Origin of the sequence: Leeuwenhoekiella sp. A2 (assembly GCF_047946655.1) — a bacterium.
Lineage (GTDB): Bacteria > Bacteroidota > Bacteroidia > Flavobacteriales > Flavobacteriaceae > Leeuwenhoekiella.
This window is the reverse complement of the sequence record NZ_CP172311.1, coordinates 1,393,414-1,414,016: the sequence shown is the minus strand read 5'-3', so window position 1 is coordinate 1,414,016 and position 20,603 is coordinate 1,393,414. Positions and strand designations below refer to the sequence as shown.

Here is a 20,603-nt window from a genome sequence, read left to right as displayed (position 1 = left end):
ATGATTTGGGACGCCCAAGATATTAAAAAATTTAAAAAAAGAGTTAAAAAATATGAATTTTGTTCTCTGTTATACAATGTGTTAGTTGTATGTCATGATTTTCTATCTCGATGAATTGCTCAGGTTCAAAGAAAGATAAACCTATCTTAAGACAATCTTTTTTGCATTTTTTTAGAAGTTTATCATAATAGCCCTTGCCGTAACCTATGCGATTGCCATATTGGTCGTAAGCCAAAAGAGGAACAAACACAACATCTATTTTCTCCGTTTCAATATTGATACCATCTACAGGTTCAGGTATGCCCCACTTATTAATTTTAATGGTTGTATTATCTGTAAGGAGAAAATTAATTAATTCATCAGAATCAGGATCAATGCGAGAAACGATGATGTTTTTATCCTTGCCGCGCAGAATGCTAAGCAGATATTCTGTATTGACCTCATTAAACCTGGTAATAGGCAGGTAAATATGGTAGAATGAAAAATCCCAAATATTGAGTTCAAGAGTCTTGTTTGCAATGGCAATGCTCTTTTCTTCAATTTGATTCTGGGTAAGGGTATTTCTTAGATTCTTATATTTTTTTCTTAGATCGGCCTTTTTCATAAACTGCTGCAGTAGTTGAGATGTGAAATATAGCATCTCCCTGATAAACAAGCGAGGCTTCGTTAGCATTTATGAGATAGCCATGATAAGGAGATTTTACCCGATGCCTAAAAGAGCCATAAGGATCTGTAATAGTTGCTATGATCTGGCCCTTTTCTACCAGATCTCCGCAAGCAGATTTTAAATGCAACAGACCGCTGTATTTTGCACGAATCCATGAGCTGTTCTCAATAATCACTGAAGTTTCGTTTTCTTCAGGAACTTCAAATTCCGGCTGTAACATGTTTAGATGTCGCAGGATGCGCATTGTTCCTAAAACACCTTCTCTGGCTATGCGTTTATCACTAATTTGAGATTTACCCCCTTCAAATAATAAAATAGGCTTATTCATTTTAGTACATGTAGAGCGATAAGACTTCGTGATATTTTTAGAAAACACCGTGAATGGAGCATTAAAAATTTTAGCATACTCACATAGTCTTTCATCATCCTGATCAACACGTATCTGGGGTACATTAAATCTGTGAGCACCGCCGGTGTGAAAATCGAGACAGAAATCTGCAATTGGTAATATTTTATTTACAAACTGAAAAGCAAACCTACTTGCCAGTGAGCCGTGCTTGCTACCCGGGAAAACTCTATTAAGGTCACGCCCATCTGGAAAATCTCTGCTCATGTTTAAAAAACCGAAGACATTTAAAACGGGAATACAAACGATTGTACCTCTGGTGGGTCTGTTAATTTTTTTTGCGATGATCTGGCGCACGATCTCTACACCGCTTATTTCATCGCCATGTATACCTGCTGTAATTAGAACACAGGGGCCCGGTTTTTTTGATCTGTATATTATTATGGGTACATCTACAGAAGTGGTGGTATACAGTTTGGCCATATTGAAGTTTATGGTCTTTTTACCTCCCGGCATTATCTGTTGCCCCAGAATTGTAAGAATGTTTTTCTCGTCTATACTTGCCATGAATTAAATTCCGCGTTCTATATAACGAATAATGCTTTTTGCTATATCCTTATTTGTAGCTTTCTCAATACCTTCAAGTCCCGGAGAAGAGTTAACCTCAAGAATTAATGGTCCTCTTGCACTTTGTAGCATATCTACCCCGGCAACACCTAAGCCCATAGCTTTTGCGGCTTTTATTGCTGCATTTTCTTCGTCATCTGTTAGTTGTATAATGTTTGCTGTACCACCGCGATGCAGGTTAGAGCGAAACTCACCTTCCTTGCCCTGACGCTTCATAGCGCCCACAACAACTCCATCTACAATAAAGGCCCTGATATCTGCTCCTTTCGCTTCCTTAATGAATTCCTGAACGATCACACGTGCCTGTAAGCCATTAAAAGCTTCAATTACAGATTCTGCTGCGTTCTTAGTTTCTGCAAGAACAACACCCAGACCTTGAGTTCCTTCTAGCAGTTTTATGATAAGTGGCGCTCCGCCTACGTGGTCTATAATTTCGGCTACGTCGCGTGAATAGTTAGTAAATACAGTTTTAGGCAAACCAAGTCTGGCTCGAGAAAGTATCTGTAAGCTGCGCAGTTTATCACGGCTACGTACAAGTGCCTGAGATTCTGTGGTTGTAAAAGAACCCATCATTTCAAATTGTCTTACAACCGCTGTCCCGTAATAAGTGATAGAAGCGCCTATACGAGGTATGATGGCATCTGTGTCTGAAAGATATCTTCCCTTATAATAAACAGAAGGTTTGCGCTTCTCAATAATAAGATCGCACTTTAAAGGATCAATTACTTCTACATTGTGCTTGCGTTTTTTAGCTGCTTCAATTAGGCGCTGCGTAGAATATAAATTGCTATTCCTTGATAAAATCTTTATGTTCATGAAGTTTTTGATTGTAAGAGACATCTGTAAGTTCAGTGTCTACAATATATTTTTTAGTGAGAAATTTTCTTCCTAAAAGAACCGGAAAACGCATGTCTTCCCTAGAGCTAAGTGTAAGAGAGATTTTATGTATTTTAGTGAAAATGCGTATATCACACTGCACTACATACCTGTACTGAATGTCGCCATTACTACTTTTAACAGCTGTGATATCATATTCTGTAAAGATCATTTCTCTCCCGTTATAGTCTGGGTGTTGCGGGTCAAGAAAAGTACAACTCAATTTATCGCCTTCTTCTTTAATGTGATTGCAATGTATTGATGAAGTGTAAGCTCCCGTATCGACCTTAACATCGATATTTTCAAAACCCAATTGGGGAAAATCTGCTTTATCTGTACGGCCTATAATTTTCTTTTTCACGGGTGCAAAGTTAACAAAAGCGTTGAGCCAGAAAGTCTGTTATAACAAAAATAGAGTAAGTTATTTCGTTATAAAAACATTCAGGCGTCAAAATAAAAATCTGTTCCTTAAACAATTAGAAAACAGAGAAAGTAGCCGCTAAAATATAGACTGCAATGTGTCGTTAAAGTTTATTTTTTAAGAACGCAAATAGCCTTAAATTTGACTTTGATGAGCAAACCAGATCTAGAGATACAGCTTAAAACTCTTCCTAATAGTCCCGGTGTTTATCAATACTATGATAAAACCGGCAGATTGCTTTACGTAGGTAAGGCAAAAAATCTTAAAAAGAGAGTTTCTTCCTATTTCAATAAAAAACATGATAGCGCAAGAACTCATGTTCTTGTTAAGAAAATTGTTGAGATAAAACACATTGTTGTAAACAGTGAGACAGATGCGTTGTTGCTTGAGAATAATCTCATTAAAAAGTACCAGCCACGGTATAATGTCATGCTTAAGGATGATAAAAGCTACCCGTGGATTTGTATAAAAAAAGAACGATTTCCTCGTGTTTTTCCTACCCGAAGGCTCATAAAAGACGGTAGTGAATATTACGGTCCTTACACAAGCATGAAAACCGTTCATACTCTTCTGGATCTAATTAAGGGTTTGTACCCGCTGCGCACGTGTAATTATGACTTGTCTGAAGAAAAAATAGTTGCAGGTAAATATAAGGTTTGCCTTGAGTATCATCTAGGCAATTGCTACGGCCCGTGCGAAGACAAATATTCTGCAAAAGATTATCACGATAATATTGACGCTATTCGCGAAATAGTAAAAGGTAATTTTAAAGATTCACTTTTTCGCTTTCGCAACCGCATGAAAGAATATGCAGACAATATGGAGTTTGAAGAAGCGCAGCGCATTAAAGACAAGATCGATATTCTGGAAGGGTATCAGGCAAAAAGCACTGTTGTGAATCCTAAGATCAACAATGTAGATGTTTTTAGTATTGTATCTGATGAAGGCTACGGCTACGTGAATTTTTTGCAATTGTCGCACGGTGCGATTATCCGCTCACATACCTTAGAAATCAAGAAAAAACTGGCAGAAAACGACCAGGAATTGCTAGAAATCGGGATTGTAGAAATAAGACAACGCTTTAATTCACGCTCTTCAGAGATCTATGTTCCTTTTAAAGTAGAAGTGGGCGAAGATCTAAAAGTAACAGTGCCACAACTGGGCGATAAGAAACGTATTGTAGAACTTTCTGAACGCAATGCCAAATATTTTAGGATGGAGCGTTTTAAGCAAACGAAGATCGTAGATCCAGATCGCCATACAAACAGATTGATGGCGCAAATGAAAGCAGACCTTCGGTTAAATGAAGAGCCACGGCATATTGAGTGCTTTGATAATTCAAATATACAGGGTACAAATCCTGTGGCTGCCTGTGTTGTTTTTAAGAACGGAAAGGCTAGTAAAAAAGATTATCGCAAATTCAATATTAAAACAGTTACAGGAGCAAATGACTTTGCTTCTATGGAAGAAGTGGTTTTTAGACGGTACAGGAGATTACTTAATGAAGGAGAAGATCTGCCTCAACTTATAATTGTAGATGGTGGTAAAGGTCAATTGTCATCAGGTGTTAAAGCATTAGAAACATTAGGATTGAGAGGTAAAATCGCGATTGTAGGTATAGCTAAACGCCTTGAAGAGATTTACTATCCCGGAGACTCTATTCCTTTATATCTTGATAAAAAAAGTGAGTCTTTAAAAATAATTCAGCAATTGCGGAATGAAGCGCACCGTTTTGGTATTACCTTTCACCGTAATAAAAGAAGCAATGCTGCTCTGGGTACAGAACTAGATATGATCACAGGAATTGGTGAAAAAACAGTTGTTGAGTTGCTGAAGCACTTTAGGTCTGTAAAGAATGTAAAAGAAGCTTCAGAGCATAATCTCGCAGAAATTATAGGTCCGGCAAAAGCTAAACTTATCCATAATTATTACAAAAACAAGGCATGAGAATAGTACCGCTTATTCTTATTGTTTTTTTTTCCTTTTCGCTTCATGCGCAACAACGCAAACAAGACAACTTAAAAGTTGGTTTAGTATTAAGTGGCGGCGGGGCAAAAGGTCTTGCGCATATAGGTGTGCTTAAAGAGATTGAGAAAGCGGGAATTAAAATAGATTACATAGGCGGGACCAGCATGGGGGCTATTATTGGCGCGTTGTATGCTTCGGGATATAATGCAAACCAACTTGATTCTATATTTAAAGAGGTTGATTTTAATAATCTTATACAGGATTATTTACCGCGAGAAGCCCAGACCTTATACGAAAAAGCAGACGCCGAAAAATATGCAATAGCGTTACCTTTTAATAATTTTAAGATCTCATTTCCTTCGGCTCTTTCTAAAGGGCAGAATATCTATAATCTTTTCTCCCACCTTACTGAACATGTAGGCAACATTCATGATTTTAGTAAACTCCCTATTCCTTTTTTCTGTATCGCGACAGATGTTGAGAAAGGTACAGCAGTAGTGCTCGATCATGGTTATTTACCGCAGGCAATTTCTGCCAGCGGTGCATTACCCTCGCTTTTTAGCCCTGTAACTTTAGATGGTAGAATACTTATTGATGGTGGCGTGGTAGATAATTATCCTGTAGAAGAATTGAGAGCAAGAGGCGCAAATTATATAATAGGAGTAGATGTGCAGGATGATCTCAGGTCACGGGACCAGCTGCGTAGTGCGCCGGAAATCCTACTACAGATCAACAATTATCGTACGATAACCGCTATGGCTCAAAAGGCCAAAAAAACTGATATTTATATAAAGCCTGATATCGAAAATTACACTGTGGTTGACTTTGGTAAAGGGCAGCAAATTATTAATGGTGGTGAGGAAAAGGCTAAAGAGTTTAAAACGAAATTAGATGAACTGGCTGCACGCCAAAAGCAGATCTATACTAAACCTGCTTTAAAAAGTCAATATACAGACAGCCTGGACCTAAAAAGTATAAACATAAGAGGTAACACTTATTATACAAGATCATACATTCTGGGGAAATTAAAAATAAAACCACCTGCAAAAACTACTTATGGGAAACTCTTTGCAGGTATAAACAACCTTGCCGCAACCGGAAATTTTGAGCGTATTAACCATAGGCTGGAGAAGTATGATAACGGTCAGTATCATTTAGAATTAGAAGTTCGGGAAAGTGATATCACCACATATCTGCGTGCGGGCGTGCATTATGATGATTTATACAAGAGTGCTGCCTTAGCTAACATCACAAAGAAAAGATTACTTTTTAAAAATGACGTCGCTTCACTTGATCTTGTGTTGGGAGATAATCTTCGGTATGAATTTGACTACTATAGCGACAATGGGTTTTATATCAGCTTCGGTCTAAAATCAAGTTTTAATACGTTTGAAAAAAGGGTGAATGCTCGCTTTGTAGAACAAATATCAGAGCTGCCTTTATCAGGCGTAAATAATCTAACAGTCAAATACTCAGATTTTACAAACCAGATCTATTTACAAACATTATTTGAAAAGCAATTCTCTCTTGATCTGGGTCTCGAGCATAAATTCCTTACGGTAGAAACTGAAACTATAAGCAGAGAAAACAGCGATAAGAGTTTCAAGTTTGACAATAGCAATTACTACAGCGCCTTTGGTAAACTAAAGCTAGACACTTTTGACGACAAATATTTCCCCACGCGTGGCTGGTACTTTAATGGTGTTTTTAATCTGTATGGTTTTTCGTCAGATTACAATAACAATTTTAATGAGTTTTCTATTGGTCGCGCTTCTATAAAATACGCCACAAAAATTCTTCCTAAAGTAAGTATGCTTTTTGAAAATGAGGGCGGTTTTAAAATTAGCGGCGAGAGTATTAATTCACTTGATTTTTTCCTGGGCGGCTGGGGTAATGATCTGCTTAATAATATGGTTCCTTTTTACGGGTATGATTTTATAAGTTCTGGAGGTGACGGCTTTGTAAAAGCCACACTTACTTTTGATTATAATTTTGCCAAAAACAACCACATCAACTTAGGAGGTAACGTGGCAAATATTGAGAACAAACTCTTCTCAAGCGGCAATTGGTTTAGCGCACCAGACTACACGGGTTATTTTGTAGGTTATGGTCTCGAAACTTTCATTGGCCCGCTTCAAACAAAAATCGCCTACTCGCCAGAGCTTAATGAAGCTAGCTGGTATTTTAGTCTTGGTTTCTGGTTTTAAGTATATTTTGGCCGATTTTCGGCTTACTTTTTACGATATTTGTAAATAACTATATCGATTGAGTAGAATTTGATAATTGTTTTTTCTAGTCGGCGGTATTGAAAAAATACAAGCTATGCCTTTCTATCATAAACTGGGTAAAATACCTCATAAACGCCATACTATATTCAAAAAGCCAAATGGCGATCTGTATTACGAGCAGCTTTTTGGTACAATAGGTTTTGAAGGTATGTACACAAATATGTACCATGAGAATAGACCCACACAGGTAAAAGAGATAAAAGGAAGCTACAGCGTTAAACCAAAGATTGCAAAAGCAAATCACATACAATCGTATCGCTTTCGCGGATTTGAAGTCAAGCCCGAAAAAGACTATCTGCAAAGCCGAAAATCTATTCTTACAAACAGTGATTGTACTATTCAGTTAGCGGCACCGCAGCAAAGCACACATGATTATTTCTACAAGAACAGCGATGCAGATGAGTTGCTTTTTGTGCATCGCGGCAGCGGAAAATTAAGAACACATTTAGGAAATCTGGATTTTAAATATGGCGATTACCTGTTAATCCCCAGAGGAGTAATCTATAAAATCGACTTTGAAACGGCAGAAAACCGACTTTTTATAGTAGAAAGCCGCCGGCCTATTTACACACCAAAACGCTACAGAAACTGGTTTGGCCAGATGCTGGAGCACGCTCCTTTTTGTGAGCGGGATATAAGACGACCCTACGAACTCGAAACCAACAATGAGAAAGGAGAATTTTTGATGAAGATCAAAAAGCAAGATGAGATTTTTGACATGGTATATGCCACGCATCCTTTTGATGTAGTGGGTTATGACGGGTACAATTATCCGTATGCGTTTTCCATTCACGATTTTGAACCTATCACCGGTCGCATTCATCAGCCGCCACCGGTGCATCAAACTTTTGAGACAGATGCTTTTGTGGTGTGTAGTTTTTGTCCGCGTAAATACGATTATCACCCGCAGAGTATTCCGGCGCCTTACAATCACAGTAATATAGACAGCGATGAGGTGTTATATTATGTAGATGGTGATTTTATGAGTCGCAATGATATTGAAGCTGGGCATATTTCTTTGCATCCCGCCGGTATTCCGCATGGGCCGCATCCGGGAGCGGTAGAACGCAGTATTGGTAAAACAGAAACCGAAGAACTCGCAGTAATGGTAGATACTTTTAAACCATTGCAGATCTGTGAAGATGCCATGCCTATTGCAGATGAGAGTTATCACAAATCTTGGCTGGAGTAAGCTTTCGCGAAAGCTAAACACGTAAGAATAGTTGTGTGTAACAACTTAAAAAATATTAGATATGGATACCGAATTAGAATTAAAGAAAATAGTTCCCGCAGCTGAAGATTTCCTGCCGTTGCTGGGTACAGATTTTGTCGAGCTGTATGTAGGAAATGCAAAACAGGCGGCATACTACTACCAGACGGCATGGGGTTTTACGCCTGTTGCCTATTCTGGGCTTGAGACGGGGCAAAAAAACAGTGTTTCTTATGTGCTTCAGCAAGACAAGATTAGACTGGTGCTTACTTCGGCAATGCAGCCTGGCGGCGAAATTAACAAACACATTGAGCAGCATGGTGATGGGGTAAAAGTTGTTGCGCTGTGGGTAGATGATGCTACAAAGAGCTATGAAGAAACGACTAAAAGAGGGGCAAAATCGTTCCTAAAGCCCGAAAAACGGGAAGATGAGAACGGTCACGTGATACTTTCAGGCATTCACACGTATGGAGAAACCGTGCATATTTTCGTAGAACGTAAAAATTATACCGGTCCGTTTTTGCCTGGTTATAAACCCATTAAAAAATCATATCAAACAAAGTCTACAGGGTTAAAATATATCGACCATATGGTCGGTAATGTAGGCTGGAATGAGATGAACAAATGGGTAGATTTTTATGCCAAAGTAATGGGTTTTGCGCAACTGGTATCATTTGATGACAAAGATATTTCAACGGAATATACCGCGCTCATGAGTAAAGTGATGAGCAATGGCAATGGGAGAATTAAATTCCCCATAAATGAACCTGCAGAAGGAAGAAAGAAATCACAAATAGAAGAATATATTGATTTTTATAACGGCGCTGGTGTGCAGCACATCGCTGTAGCTACAGATAATATTATTGAAACTGTCACACAGTTAAGGGATCGCGGCGTAGAATTTCTGTATGTGCCAGAAGCGTATTATGATACCGTTCTTGATCGCGTGGGTGAGATAGATGAAGATCTGGCGCCGTTAAAAGATCTAGGTGTTTTGATAGATCGGGATGATGAAGGTTATTTACTGCAGATTTTTACAAAACCGGTTCTTGACAGGCCTACCATGTTTTTTGAGATCATCCAGCGCAAGGGAGCAACATCTTTTGGTAAAGGTAATTTTAAAGCACTTTTTGAAGCTATAGAGCGCGAGCAGGAATCGCGAGGCACTTTATAAATAGTTCGTTTACAATTAATAGGTTGCGCTATCGTTTTTAGACGGTGGCGCTTTTCTTTTTGTGAAAACCTAAAGCGTTTTATGTTGTTTTGGTTATTTTTGGAACAACTCTTGTAATCTTGTTGCTAGAAGCCCCAATTAAAAATAGTAATGAAAAAAATTTACCTATTAGTTCTAGCTGTTTTCATAAGTAATTTATCATTGAGTTCACAGAATATGGAGCCCGCTTTTCAGGAAGGAGAGTGGTTTCAGTTCAGGATTCACTATGGTCTGTTTAATGCGGGCTATGCTACTCTCGAGGTCGTTAACGATAATTACAAATCTAAACCTGTCTATCATGTAAAAGGATACGGTGAGACTACAGGGGTGTCGCGTATTTTCTTTAAAGTTGAAGATAAGTATGAAACATATGTAGATAAAAACACCATTCTGCCTTATAAATTTATAAGAAAGATAGATGAGGGCGGTCATACCAAAGATAAAATTGTAGAGTTTGACCAAAACGCTCATGTTGTTCATATTAATGACATAAAGCATAAAAAGAAGATCACTTTAAATACAGAACCTTCTGTACATGATATGATCTCCTCCTTTTATTATCTGCGCGATAAGCTTGACACTTCTACTTTAAAAGAAGGAGATGAGATGGTGCTCAATATGTTTTTTGACGAAGAAAACTTTAAGTTCAAGTTAAAATATCTGGGCAAAGAAGTGATACGCACAAAATTTGGCAAGGTAAAATCGTTAATATTTAGACCCTATGTACAAGCCGGGCGTGTGTTTAAAGAGCAAGAAAGTCTTACAATATGGGTAAGTGATGATAAAAATAAAATACCTTTGCGGGTAAAGGCAGATCTAGCCGTAGGCTCAGTAAAAGCAGATATAGAAGCTTTTAAAGGCTTAAAAAATCCATTTGTAATTATACAAGATTAATGACAAGAGTTTCTCCTGAAGTACAACAACATCTAGAAGCAATAGGCGAGAAGTTTGATGCGATGGGTCAGGACCTGGGCAACCAGCTGGAAGGTTTTCTCTATAGTAAACCCATAAATTACTGGGATTATATACAAACAGATGCTTTGCTCAACCTTCAGGTGCAGCGCACTTTATTACCAGATGAGATGGTTTTTATCATGTATCATCAAATAAATGAACTGCTATTTAAAATGATATTGTGGGAGATCGATCAAATATCTGCCGAAAAGGAGCTAAAAACGGCCTTTTTTGCCTCAAAACTAGAACGCATTAGCAGATATTTTGATATGCTAACCGGCTCTTTTACCATCATGCAGGAGGGTATGGATATGGATCAATATCTAAAATTTAGGCGAACATTGAGTCCGGCAAGTGGATTTCAGAGTGCTCAGTATCGCATGATCGAATTTGGTTCTACCAATCTTGAGAATCTTATTGACGCCCGCTTTCGCGAAATCTACACCAGTGAAATGCCAGATGACGAAGCTTTTGAAAAATTGTACTGGCAGGCGGCAGGCAAGGATTATGCCACTGGTAAAAAAACATACACCTTAAGCGAGTTTGAGCTAAAATATAAAGAAGACTTCCTGCGTTACATAGAACAATACAGGAATTTAAATTTGTACGCCCGTTTTAAAACTTTGCCAGAACACGATCAAGAAGATGCAACGTTGCAACATGCCATGCGTCATTATGATCTTACTGTTAATATAAAATGGGTAATGTCGCATTATCGTGCTGCACGATTTTATCTCAACCAGGGCAAAGAGCCGCTAGAGGCAACCGGCGGTAGTGATTGGGTAAAATATATGCACCCTAAATATCAAAAAAGAATTTTTTTTCCAGACCTGTGGAGCGCATCTGAGAAACAGGAATGGGGAATGCATGTTTAAATAATAGTACTAGATTAAAGAATTGAATAATACGTATCCCAAATTGAAAAAATTAAGTTACCTACTATTAGCAGCGCTTACCTTTTACGCCTGCGCTGATGATAAAGCCGAAGAGAACGCAGAGAACACAGAAGAAGTAGTAATATCAAAACCTGTTGAGGTTAAAGAATACGGTTATGTTCTTAACGATTATATCGTTGAGAAAGACACTGTACAGCCGGGAGATAGTTTTGGGCAGATCTTGTTCCAGAACGGGATAGACTACGGTACGATTCAGGAAATAACAGACTCTGTAAAAAATGTTTTTGACACACGCCTGATAAAAGTTGGCAGACCTTATACCTTATTAAAGTCTAAAGATTCACTTGAGCAGGCGCAGGTCTTTATTTATGAACAGAACAAAATTGATTATGTTGTTCTCGATTTTAATGAAGAAGTTACGGCTGCAGCCAAAAAGAGACCGGTTACAGTAGTAGAGCGTACGGCAATGGGCACGATAAATGACAACCTCTCAACTACGTTTGATGATTTAGGACTTAATAGTCTTGTGGCCTATAAAATGGCTGATATTTATGCCTGGACGATCGATTTTTTCAGGTTACAGGCAGGTGATAGATTTAAGGTGGTTTATACAGAGAAGTTTGTAAATGATACTATTCCTGCAGGTTTTAAAGATATTAAAGCCTGTTGGTTTGAGCATAAAGGCAAGCCGGTATATGCGTTTAGATTTGGCAGTGATTCAATCCCCGGCCAGTTTGATTACTTTGATGAAGAAGCAAACAATTTAAGAAGAGCGTTCTTAAAAGGTCCTTTAAAGTTTAGCCGCATATCTTCTCGTTATAATTTAAAACGAAGAATTGCATATTATGGCAACCGCATACGCCCACATAAGGGGACAGATTTTGCCGGAGCAGTAGGTACGCCCATTATGTCTACAGCAGATGGTACGGTAGAGAAATCTGAGTATCGAGGAGGGAACGGAAACTACGTTAAAATACGCCACAACGGTACGTATGAGACCCAATATTTGCATATGAGCAAAAGAGCTGTTAAGGTGGGCGATTATGTAAGGCAGGGAGAAATAATTGGCTATATTGGTATGACAGGAAATACCTCTGGGCCGCACGTATGTTACAGGTTCTGGAAGAACGGAAAACAGGTAGATCCCTTTAAGCAGGATTTACCAACATCAGAACCGCTTGAAGAAAAACTAAGGCCAGAGTATTTCGCGCAAATAGCGCCATTTAAAGAGCAATTAGATAATTTAAAATTTGAAAATACTTTATAGTCATGCATAAGATTAACCCAACTACCACCCAAGCCTGGAAAAAATTACAACAACATTTTGAAACTGTACAAAATGTTGAGATGAAAGAACTGTTTAAAAATGAAGGCCGTGCAGTCGATTTTACCCTCAATTGGGCCGATTTTTACATTGATTACAGTAAAAATCGCATGACGGCAGAAACAAAAGATTTACTGCTTGAGCTGGCAAGCGAGATGAAACTCGATGATGCGATCAAAGACTATTATGGCGGTGTGGCTATAAATGAAACAGAAGGAAGAGCAGTAATGCATACAGCTCTACGCAGTTCTGATAGTGAGTCGATATATATAGAAGGAGAAAATGTAATTCCTGAGGTAGAACGGGTAAAAGAAAAGATAGAGGTTTTTACTAAATCTGTAATAGAAGGTGCACATAAGGGATATACAGGTAAACCTATAAAAGATGTTGTAAATATTGGCATAGGCGGTTCAGATCTTGGTCCTGTTATGGTAACTGAGGCATTGGCTTATTACAAGAATCATCTTAATGTGCATTTTATTTCAAATGTAGATGGTGATCACGTACATGAAAGTTTAAAAAATCTAAATCCTGAAACTACTCTATTCGTAATAGTTTCAAAAACATTTACAACACAGGAGACTATTACAAATGCTAATACGGCGCGTACCTGGTTTTTAAGTAAATTAGGTGAAGGTAGTTCTCAGGGTGAAGCTGTGGCGAAACATTTTGTAGCGGTTTCATCTAATACTACGGCTGTTGTTGATTTTGGAATAGACGCACAGAATATTTTCCCAATGTGGGAATGGGTAGGTGGTAGATTTTCGCTTTGGAGTGCAGTAGGTCTTTCTATAGCGCTTTCTATAGGATATAATAATTTTAAGTCACTTCTTGATGGAGCACATAAAATGGATGTTCATTTTAAAGAAACTCCTTTTGAAAAGAATATGCCCGTGATGCTTGCTCTGGTAGGTATCTGGTATAATAATTTCTTTAAATCTGAAAGTGAAGCCATAATACCTTATACACAATATCTGCATAGGTTCTCAGCTTATTTGCAGCAGGCTATAATGGAAAGTAACGGTAAAAGCGTAGATCAAAATGGCAACACCGTTACCTATGAAACCGGAAGTATAATTTGGGGTGAACCGGGAACAAATTCACAACACGCATTTTTTCAGCTTATTCATCAGGGTACAAAACTTATTCCAACAGACTTTTTAGGTTATAAAGAATCATTACATGGGGATGAAGATCATCATAATAAGCTTATGGCAAATTTCTTTGCACAGACAGAAGCATTGATGAATGGGAAAACCCTTTCTGAAGCTCGTGCAGAATTAGAAGAATCTAACCTTACTGCAGAAGAAATTGATAAGCTGGCACCTTTCAAAGTGTTTCAGGGTAACAAGCCTACAAATTCCATTTTAATAGATAAACTTACTCCGGAAAGTTTAGGCGCTTTGATAGCACTTTACGAACATAAAATTTTTACTCAGGGAATTTTATGGAATATTTACAGCTACGACCAATGGGGAGTAGAGCTAGGTAAGCAACTTGCAAAAAACGTTTTACAAGATATAGTTAATGAGGAAGTTACTCCTCATGATGCATCTACAACGGCATTAATTAAGCACTTTAAAAGCTAAAAAAAGAGCGTAGAAACGGGTAAAATAAAAATGTTAAATTTTTGAATTACAACGTTTTAGTAGCTTGTGGTTAGGATATAGAATGTGAATGTTAAGTTAATTATTCTTAACATTGCCTTAATATTCAATTGGGCGGATAGTGTGACTTTTGCCCCAAATTCTAATTCTAAATAATCACAATGAAAAAAGTTACAAATTTATTGGTTGTAGCGTTACTAATGTTCACTGCATTTACTTTTGCACAGGGAACTATTAGTGGTACGGTAATCGATGGAGACGCAAGTACTCCGCTTCCTGGAGTAAACATTATTGTTCAGGGAACATCTCAGGGTGTAACAACCGATTTTGACGGGAATTTCTCGGTTAGTGTTTCTAAACAATCTGGAACATTGTCAATTTCTTATGTAGGTTTTACAACAAAGCAAGTTCCTTTTGAAGTAAGTAATGGGGAGAGCTTAGATCTGGGAGAAATAGTTCTTGAAGTAAATGCTGCTTCTCTTGATGAAGTAATTGTAAATAGCTTTTCTTTAGCTATCGATCGTAAAACACCTGTAGCTGTGTCAACGATAAAAGCACAGGAAATTGAAACTAAATTAGGAAGCCAAGAGTTTCCCGAAATTTTAAAATCAACACCTGGTGTTTATGTGACCAAGAATGGTGGGGGTTATGGAGATGCAAACCTTAGAATTAGAGGTTTCAGCTCAGAAAACGTAGCTGTGTTAATAAACGGTGTGCCGGTTAATGACATGGAGAATGGTGTTGTTTACTGGAGCAACTGGGCAGGTCTTGCAGACGTTACCCGGTCAATGCAGGTTCAAAGAGGTCTTGGTGCTTCTAAAATTGCAGTGCCATCTGTAGGAGGTACAGTTAACATCCTTACTAAAACTACAGATGCTGAAAAAGGCGGTAGTATTTCAATGACAGGTGGTAATGATGGGTACCAAAAATATGGAGCTACTTTGTCAACTGGCGTAATGGATAATGGTTACGCAGTAACTGTTTCAGGTACAAAAACCAGCGGTGATGGTTATATAGATGGTACACAATTTGACGGGTTTTCATATTTTTTAAGTATAGCTAAAGATTTTGGTCAAAACCACAAGTTGTCTTTTACTGCATTTGGTGCAGGTCAAAGACACGGTCAACGTCAAAACAGACAGTTTATAGAGACTTATAGAAGAAGTGAAAGAGGTCTAAGATTTAATCAGGACTGGGGATATAAAAACGGTCAAATCGTTAATATAGAAGATAACTTCTACCATAAGCCACAAATGTCATTAAACCATTATTGGACAATTAATGACAAAATGAATTTATCTACAGCAGTTTATGCTTCATTCGGCTCTGGTGGCGGTGGAGGAACAGGTGGTGATACAAGCAAGTTTGGTTTAGAATCAGACTACCGCGATGGAGATCTTCAACCGGTAAATCTTGATAAAATTGTTGCAGATAACCTGGATAACGGTATCGAAGGATCTGAAACTTATTTAAGAGCTTCACGTAATGATCACAAATGGTATGGAGTACTATCTCAACTTAGTGCCGATGTTACAGATGACATTAGAGTGATAGGTGGTTTAGATTTTAGATATTACAAAGGGGATCACTTTACTGAATTAACAGATCTTTTAGGTGGGGATTACTATATTGATAATAGCGATGAAAACAATCCTAATAAATTAGCTAGAGTAGGTGATATAATTTCATATCACGACGAAGGATTTGTACTGCGCGAAGGGCTTTTTGCTCAGGCAGAATATACAAAGAACGATTTTAATTTCTTTCTTGCAGGTTCTGTATCTAACACAGGATATAAGAGAAAAGATTATTTTAATTATTTAGCTAGCGATCCTAATCGTGAGACAGATTACCAAAACTTCGTTGACTTTACAGTTAAGGGTGGGGCAAACTATATTATAGATAACAATCAAAACGTTTTCGCAAACATTGGTTATTTAGAAAAAGCTCCATTTGATAATGCAGTTTTCCAGAATAACCAAAATGATATTAATCCTGACGCTGTAAATCAAAAGATATTTAGTGCAGAATTAGGTTATTCTTACCGTAGTTCTCTGTTTAGTGGTAATCTAAACATATATAGAACAGAATGGAAAGATCAAACAAATGTTATTGGTTTTACCAATAATGATGGTTCTACCGGATTTGCAAACCTATTGGGAATTAATTCTTTGCATCAAGGTATTGAACTTGATTTTACATTTAGACCTCTTGAAGGACTTACTATAACAGGTTTTGGGTCTTTACAGGATAACACTTATACAAATAATTTAGTAGATGTGCCTGTATACAATGAAGATCAGGTACAAGTTAATACTGTAGATGTTTACATTAAGGATGTAAAAGTGGGTAACGCTGCTCAAACTACTGCAGGTTTAGGTGTTGATTACGCTGTTTTACCTAGAACAAATGTGCGTGTAGATTATTTGTATGGTAATAATTTTTACGGAGATTTTGATCCTACAAGCAGAGAGGATGTAACAAGTCCTCAAGCTTGGGAAGCCCCATCTTATGGTTTATTTGATGTGAACTTAAGACATGGTTTTGACTTCGGTGGTTTTGATACAACTTTAACTGCTAACGTTTATAATCTTTTTGATACCGAATATATTGCTGATGCTACAGACGGTGGTTCAGCTTTTAATTCAAGAGTATTTTACGGTTTCGGTAGAACATTTACCATAGGAGCAAAAATTAATTTCTAAAAAAACATAAAATGAAAAAGTTAATCTACATTTTTTTATTGGCCATTATTGGTGTCTCGTTTTCGGGGTGTACTCCTATGGACGATATTCATGAAGAAATAGATGCTGATCTTAATAATAACAGTGTACAAGGAGCTATCGATTATACTCTTACTGAAGATGATTATACAGCATTAGATTTAGGTTATGGAAGTTTCAATTCTTTAGATGATGCGAAAACTATGATCCCTGGTTTATTGACAGATGTATTTCCGATATTGGGTTCAGGATCTTTAGTAAGCGCTACATTCAATTTGTATTCTCCTGTGGTTGTTGAAAATTATACTGTAACGGCAGCAGATTATAGCGCAATAGGTTTGTCAAATGAATATTTTTCAAGCCAAGGAGAAATCACTTCTTTTTTAAAATACCAGTTTCCTCAGGCAAAAACTGGAATGTATGCTAATCTAACATACAATACCCTTGCAGATGAAATTGCCTATACTATAGATGCAGATGGTTTTGATATAATTGGGACAGAGCTAGGAGATGTTTATCCAGAACCGGCTTCAAGTGCTAGTAGCTACAATAACTTCGATAGAAGAGAAGGCAGAGATGCTTATTGGAGTCCAGAAATGATTGTTGATGCAATCAATGCAGTACTATCTGAAAATTTTGATGGTGTTACAGGGCAAAAATACAATGTATCTTATGCTATTTATGATGGTAGTGCCGGTACTGAAAGTACAACTGTTCAGTTTGATGGTAATGCTTATGTGGCTGTAGGTGGTATGTCTTACCAGTTTGGAAATGCAGATTTTGCTTTGATTGGTACAGAGTTAGGAACGGCTTATCCAGAGCCCGCTGCAAGTGCTGCAAATTATAATAATTTTGACAGAAGAGAAGGTAATGCAGCTTATTGGAGCCAGGATATGATATTAGAAGCTATCAATGTTATCCTGCCGGTTGATTTTCCTGCTGCTGCAGAAGGTGATAAATTTGAAGTAAGCTATGCTATATACAATGGTGCGGCTGGTGTAGAGATTACATCTGTAGTTCTTACTGACGGTGTTTATGTATTGGATACCGAAGCGTCTATTTCTACTATCGAAACAACAACGACGTATGCTTACATTGCTAATGCATGGACAATGCCTTATGCCTTAACAAGCGAAGATTATACAGAAATGGGACAGAGCTATCCTAACTTTAGCGATAGAGACGAGGCTACCTATAAAATAGGTGTATTTTTAGAGTCTCTATATCCATATGCGGAAGAAGGTGATTACGCAGCAGTTACATATGACTATTACAGTTCAGGGGTAACTACCCAATACACTAATTTTGTGTTTGAAGGCGGTAGCTGGAATTTTGTTCCTAGTGTAGTAGAGTCATCATTACAATTTGGTAACGACGGTACTACATGGATTCCTGATAATACTATTAAGTATACCTTGACTAATGCTGATTATGAGTATATGGCGGACACGTTGGGAGCTGATCCAGCATATGCTGGAATTGTTGCAACTCTTAGGGACTATCATGATTATGATTCGTCTTGGACTACAGAGCAAATATTATATTCTTTATTTGTCTTAGCTGAGCATAATTTCCCAAGTGCGGAGATTGGTCAAAAATATGAGATGTCTTATCTTGTTTACAACAATGGGCTAGGTGAGTATACTGCTAGTATTATACTAACAGCTGATGGCTGGGCAGTACAAGAATAAAAAATAAATAAGAAATAGATTTTTAAACCCCTTGCATCAATCGCGAGGGGTTTTTTATTGAATCTAATAAGGAATGTATGATATTTGCATTTTAGCATAAACCCTTAAATTATTATGAAAAAACTATTTTCTTTCTTTCTACTTCTCTTAATATTAGGATGCAGTAGCGGAGACGATTCCCAGGTAGTTGACGGTGGTGAAACTCCAACTGAAAAACCTGTTGCAGTAGATGATGCTGCTACCACCTCAGAAAACGAATCTGTTGTTCTTGAAGGACTTTTAGCCAATGATAATTTGGTAAATAGCGCACGTATTACAGATATTGAAACTTCTAGTTCAAATGGTGGTACGATAACAGATAACAGAGATAATACGTATACATATAACCCTCCAACTAACTACATAGGCGAAGACACTTTTACTTATACTATTTGTGATAATTTAGACACTCCTAACTGTTCAACAGCTACAGTAACTATGACTATTACAGGATCGTCCCCTCTGGCTGTAGATGATGAATACACAACTCCTGAAGATAAGTTCTTAAAAATCATCAATTTTCTTGACAATGATGAAGTTGTAGACAATGCAACTGTAACCTCTTTTGATACTGATGGTACTAATGCAACTGTTGTGCTTGAAGATGATGGGAGTATAACATATACTCCAGAAAATGGTTTTTCTGGTGATGACACATTTACATATACTTTGTGCGATGATGATGAAACACCTAGTTGCTCTACTGCTACTATTACCGTACATGTAACAGATACGGGTTCACCTATGGCTGAAGATGATTTGATTGTTTACGACAGCAATGCTGCAGAAATGACTATTGAGAATCTTTTGTCTAACGATGATCTCACCGATGATGCTGTGCTTACTTCTATTGATGCGTCAACTAGTAATGGTACCGTAACTTTAAATGAAGATGGGACTATCACTTATACTGCAGCAGGAGGATTTTCTGGGGAAGACACATTCACATATACTATATGTGATGACGACCAGGAAGCCACATGCTCAACTGCAACCGTAACTGTTCAGGTTGTACAGGCTGTAGTATTTAATATTCCGGCAGAACTTCAGGATTATTATTCTACTGCGGTTTTTTCTGATAACGCAGATTTTAATTTTGAGGTAATATCAAATCTTACTATAAATAAGCATACTACTTTTCTTTCTTACGGCCAGCGTCATCAATATTTGTATGATGCAGATGCAGATCTTAGTAATCCTGCTAATGTGATTCTTATGTATTCTGGCGAAAGCAGAGATAGAAGGGAATATACTTCAGATAGTAATCCTTACAGTCCGCAGACATTCAATACAGAACATATATACCCACAATCTAGATTAACGTCAGATCTTGCGGTTTCAGACTTACATCATTTAAGATCTAGCGATGCAGATATTAATAGCTTAAGAAGTAATTATCCTTATATAGATGCAAGTGGAGAATATCAGGTTGTAAACTCTAACAGCTGGTTTCCTGGTGATGAGTGGAAGGGCGATGTAGCGCGTATGGTTTTGTATCTTAATATTCGATACGGGGAAACATTTGATAGAGTAGGTAGCATTGAATTATTTCTAAAGTGGAACGTAGAAGATCCCGTTTCTGCATTTGAAGTTCAAAGAAACAATGTTATAGAAGGTGCTCAAGGCAATAGAAATCCTTTTATTGATAATCCATATCTTGCAACTTTGATCTGGGGTGGCACACCTGCTGAAAACAAATGGAATTAATAATGTTCCTGTATCTAAGAAAGTGTATTTTTAATTAAATTCTATA

Annotated in this window: 15 protein-coding genes; 11 read left to right on the top strand and 4 right to left on the bottom strand. The window is 37.5% G+C overall.

Annotated elements, in window-relative coordinates; genetic code table 11:
* Positions 1–43 precede the first annotated feature (43 nt).
* Genes ACH3PA_RS06340 through ACH3PA_RS06325 form a run of 4 tightly spaced genes read right to left on the bottom strand, consistent with a single transcriptional unit; the run spans position 44 to position 2,877 of the window.
* Positions 44–604 (bottom strand): 5-formyltetrahydrofolate cyclo-ligase, encoded by a 561-nt coding sequence (locus ACH3PA_RS06340; RefSeq protein ID WP_416446076.1) that lies wholly within the window; start codon positions 602–604, stop codon positions 44–46.
* On the bottom strand, positions 573–1,580 hold the full coding sequence (locus ACH3PA_RS06335; protein ID WP_416446078.1) for a succinylglutamate desuccinylase/aspartoacylase family protein: 1,008 nt from the start codon (positions 1,578–1,580) through the stop codon (positions 573–575). Before ACH3PA_RS06335 ends, ACH3PA_RS06340 begins: the two co-directional genes overlap by 32 nt.
* Before the next feature lie 3 nt (positions 1,581–1,583).
* On the bottom strand, positions 1,584–2,456 hold the full coding sequence (gene rimK, locus ACH3PA_RS06330; RefSeq protein WP_416446079.1) for a 30S ribosomal protein S6--L-glutamate ligase: 873 nt from the start codon (positions 2,454–2,456) through the stop codon (positions 1,584–1,586).
* The gene (locus ACH3PA_RS06325; protein WP_416446081.1) at positions 2,428–2,877 is read right to left on the bottom strand and encodes an ATP-dependent zinc protease; all 450 of its coding nucleotides are present in this window, start codon (positions 2,875–2,877) and stop codon (positions 2,428–2,430) included. The genes rimK and ACH3PA_RS06325 overlap by 29 nt, the downstream gene beginning before the upstream one ends.
* 210 nt (positions 2,878–3,087) lie before the next feature.
* On the opposite strand from ACH3PA_RS06325, the gene uvrC reads away from it, so the two are divergent.
* The 11 genes from uvrC to ACH3PA_RS06270 all read left to right on the top strand — a co-directional run bounded on the left by uvrC (position 3,088) and on the right by ACH3PA_RS06270 (position 20,557).
* Positions 3,088–4,884: an excinuclease ABC subunit UvrC gene (gene uvrC / locus ACH3PA_RS06320; protein ID WP_416446083.1), complete on the top strand. Its 1,797-nt coding sequence runs from the start codon at positions 3,088–3,090 to the stop codon at positions 4,882–4,884.
* Positions 4,881–7,112, top strand: coding sequence for a patatin-like phospholipase family protein (locus ACH3PA_RS06315; RefSeq protein ID WP_416446085.1), 2,232 nt, complete (start codon positions 4,881–4,883; stop codon positions 7,110–7,112). The genes uvrC and ACH3PA_RS06315 overlap by 4 nt, the downstream gene beginning before the upstream one ends.
* 115 nt (positions 7,113–7,227) lie before the next feature.
* Positions 7,228–8,385: a homogentisate 1,2-dioxygenase gene (locus ACH3PA_RS06310; protein ID WP_416446087.1), complete on the top strand. Its 1,158-nt coding sequence runs from the start codon at positions 7,228–7,230 to the stop codon at positions 8,383–8,385.
* 61 nt (positions 8,386–8,446) lie between these two features.
* Positions 8,447–9,577 carry a 4-hydroxyphenylpyruvate dioxygenase gene (hppD, locus tag ACH3PA_RS06305; RefSeq protein ID WP_416446089.1) on the top strand — a complete coding sequence of 377 codons (1,131 nt, stop codon included), beginning with the start codon at positions 8,447–8,449 and terminating at the stop codon, positions 9,575–9,577.
* Between the two features lie 150 nt (positions 9,578–9,727).
* Entirely contained in the window at positions 9,728–10,510 is a 783-nt protein-coding gene (locus ACH3PA_RS06300; protein ID WP_416446091.1) for a DUF3108 domain-containing protein, read from the top strand.
* Positions 10,510–11,445 (top strand): tryptophan 2,3-dioxygenase family protein, encoded by a 936-nt coding sequence (locus ACH3PA_RS06295; RefSeq protein WP_416446093.1) that lies wholly within the window; start codon positions 10,510–10,512, stop codon positions 11,443–11,445. Before ACH3PA_RS06300 ends, ACH3PA_RS06295 begins: the two co-directional genes overlap by 1 nt.
* Positions 11,446–11,488: 43 nt before the next feature.
* A complete protein-coding gene (locus ACH3PA_RS06290; protein WP_416446095.1) occupies positions 11,489–12,733 on the top strand; it encodes a peptidoglycan DD-metalloendopeptidase family protein in 1,245 nt (414 codons plus the stop codon).
* A gap of 2 nt (positions 12,734–12,735) precedes the next feature.
* Positions 12,736–14,379: a glucose-6-phosphate isomerase gene (gene pgi / locus ACH3PA_RS06285; RefSeq protein WP_416446097.1), complete on the top strand. Its 1,644-nt coding sequence runs from the start codon at positions 12,736–12,738 to the stop codon at positions 14,377–14,379.
* 179 nt (positions 14,380–14,558) lie between these two features.
* A complete protein-coding gene (locus tag ACH3PA_RS06280; protein WP_416446099.1) occupies positions 14,559–17,102 on the top strand; it encodes a TonB-dependent receptor in 2,544 nt (847 codons plus the stop codon).
* Between the two features lie 11 nt (positions 17,103–17,113).
* Complete coding sequence (locus tag ACH3PA_RS06275; RefSeq protein WP_416446101.1) at positions 17,114–18,811, top strand: hypothetical protein; 1,698 nt, start codon at positions 17,114–17,116, stop codon at positions 18,809–18,811.
* A 114-nt stretch (positions 18,812–18,925) separates the two neighbouring features.
* Positions 18,926–20,557 (top strand): Ig-like domain-containing protein, encoded by a 1,632-nt coding sequence (locus ACH3PA_RS06270; protein WP_416446103.1) that lies wholly within the window; start codon positions 18,926–18,928, stop codon positions 20,555–20,557.
* The last annotated feature ends 46 nt before the right edge of the window (positions 20,558–20,603 follow it).

Bases quoted from the DNA above. Each gene is read 5' to 3' on its own strand.
- ACH3PA_RS06340 (WP_416446076.1), bottom strand. From the start codon at position 604: ATGAAAAAGGCCGATCTAAGAAAAAAATATAAGAATCTAAGAAATACC.
- ACH3PA_RS06335 (WP_416446078.1), bottom strand. From the start codon at position 1,580: ATGGCAAGTATAGACGAGAAAAACATTCTTACAATTCTGGGGCAACAG.
- rimK (WP_416446079.1), bottom strand. From the start codon at position 2,456: ATGAACATAAAGATTTTATCAAGGAATAGCAATTTATATTCTACGCAG.
- uvrC (WP_416446083.1), top strand. From the start codon at position 3,088: ATGAGCAAACCAGATCTAGAGATACAGCTTAAAACTCTTCCTAATAGT.
- ACH3PA_RS06315 (WP_416446085.1), top strand. From the start codon at position 4,881: ATGAGAATAGTACCGCTTATTCTTATTGTTTTTTTTTCCTTTTCGCTT.
- ACH3PA_RS06310 (WP_416446087.1), top strand. From the start codon at position 7,228: ATGCCTTTCTATCATAAACTGGGTAAAATACCTCATAAACGCCATACT.
- hppD (WP_416446089.1), top strand. From the start codon at position 8,447: ATGGATACCGAATTAGAATTAAAGAAAATAGTTCCCGCAGCTGAAGAT.
- ACH3PA_RS06300 (WP_416446091.1), top strand. From the start codon at position 9,728: ATGAAAAAAATTTACCTATTAGTTCTAGCTGTTTTCATAAGTAATTTA.
- ACH3PA_RS06295 (WP_416446093.1), top strand. From the start codon at position 10,510: ATGACAAGAGTTTCTCCTGAAGTACAACAACATCTAGAAGCAATAGGC.
- pgi (WP_416446097.1), top strand. From the start codon at position 12,736: ATGCATAAGATTAACCCAACTACCACCCAAGCCTGGAAAAAATTACAA.
- ACH3PA_RS06280 (WP_416446099.1), top strand. From the start codon at position 14,559: ATGAAAAAAGTTACAAATTTATTGGTTGTAGCGTTACTAATGTTCACT.
- ACH3PA_RS06275 (WP_416446101.1), top strand. From the start codon at position 17,114: ATGAAAAAGTTAATCTACATTTTTTTATTGGCCATTATTGGTGTCTCG.
- ACH3PA_RS06270 (WP_416446103.1), top strand. From the start codon at position 18,926: ATGAAAAAACTATTTTCTTTCTTTCTACTTCTCTTAATATTAGGATGC.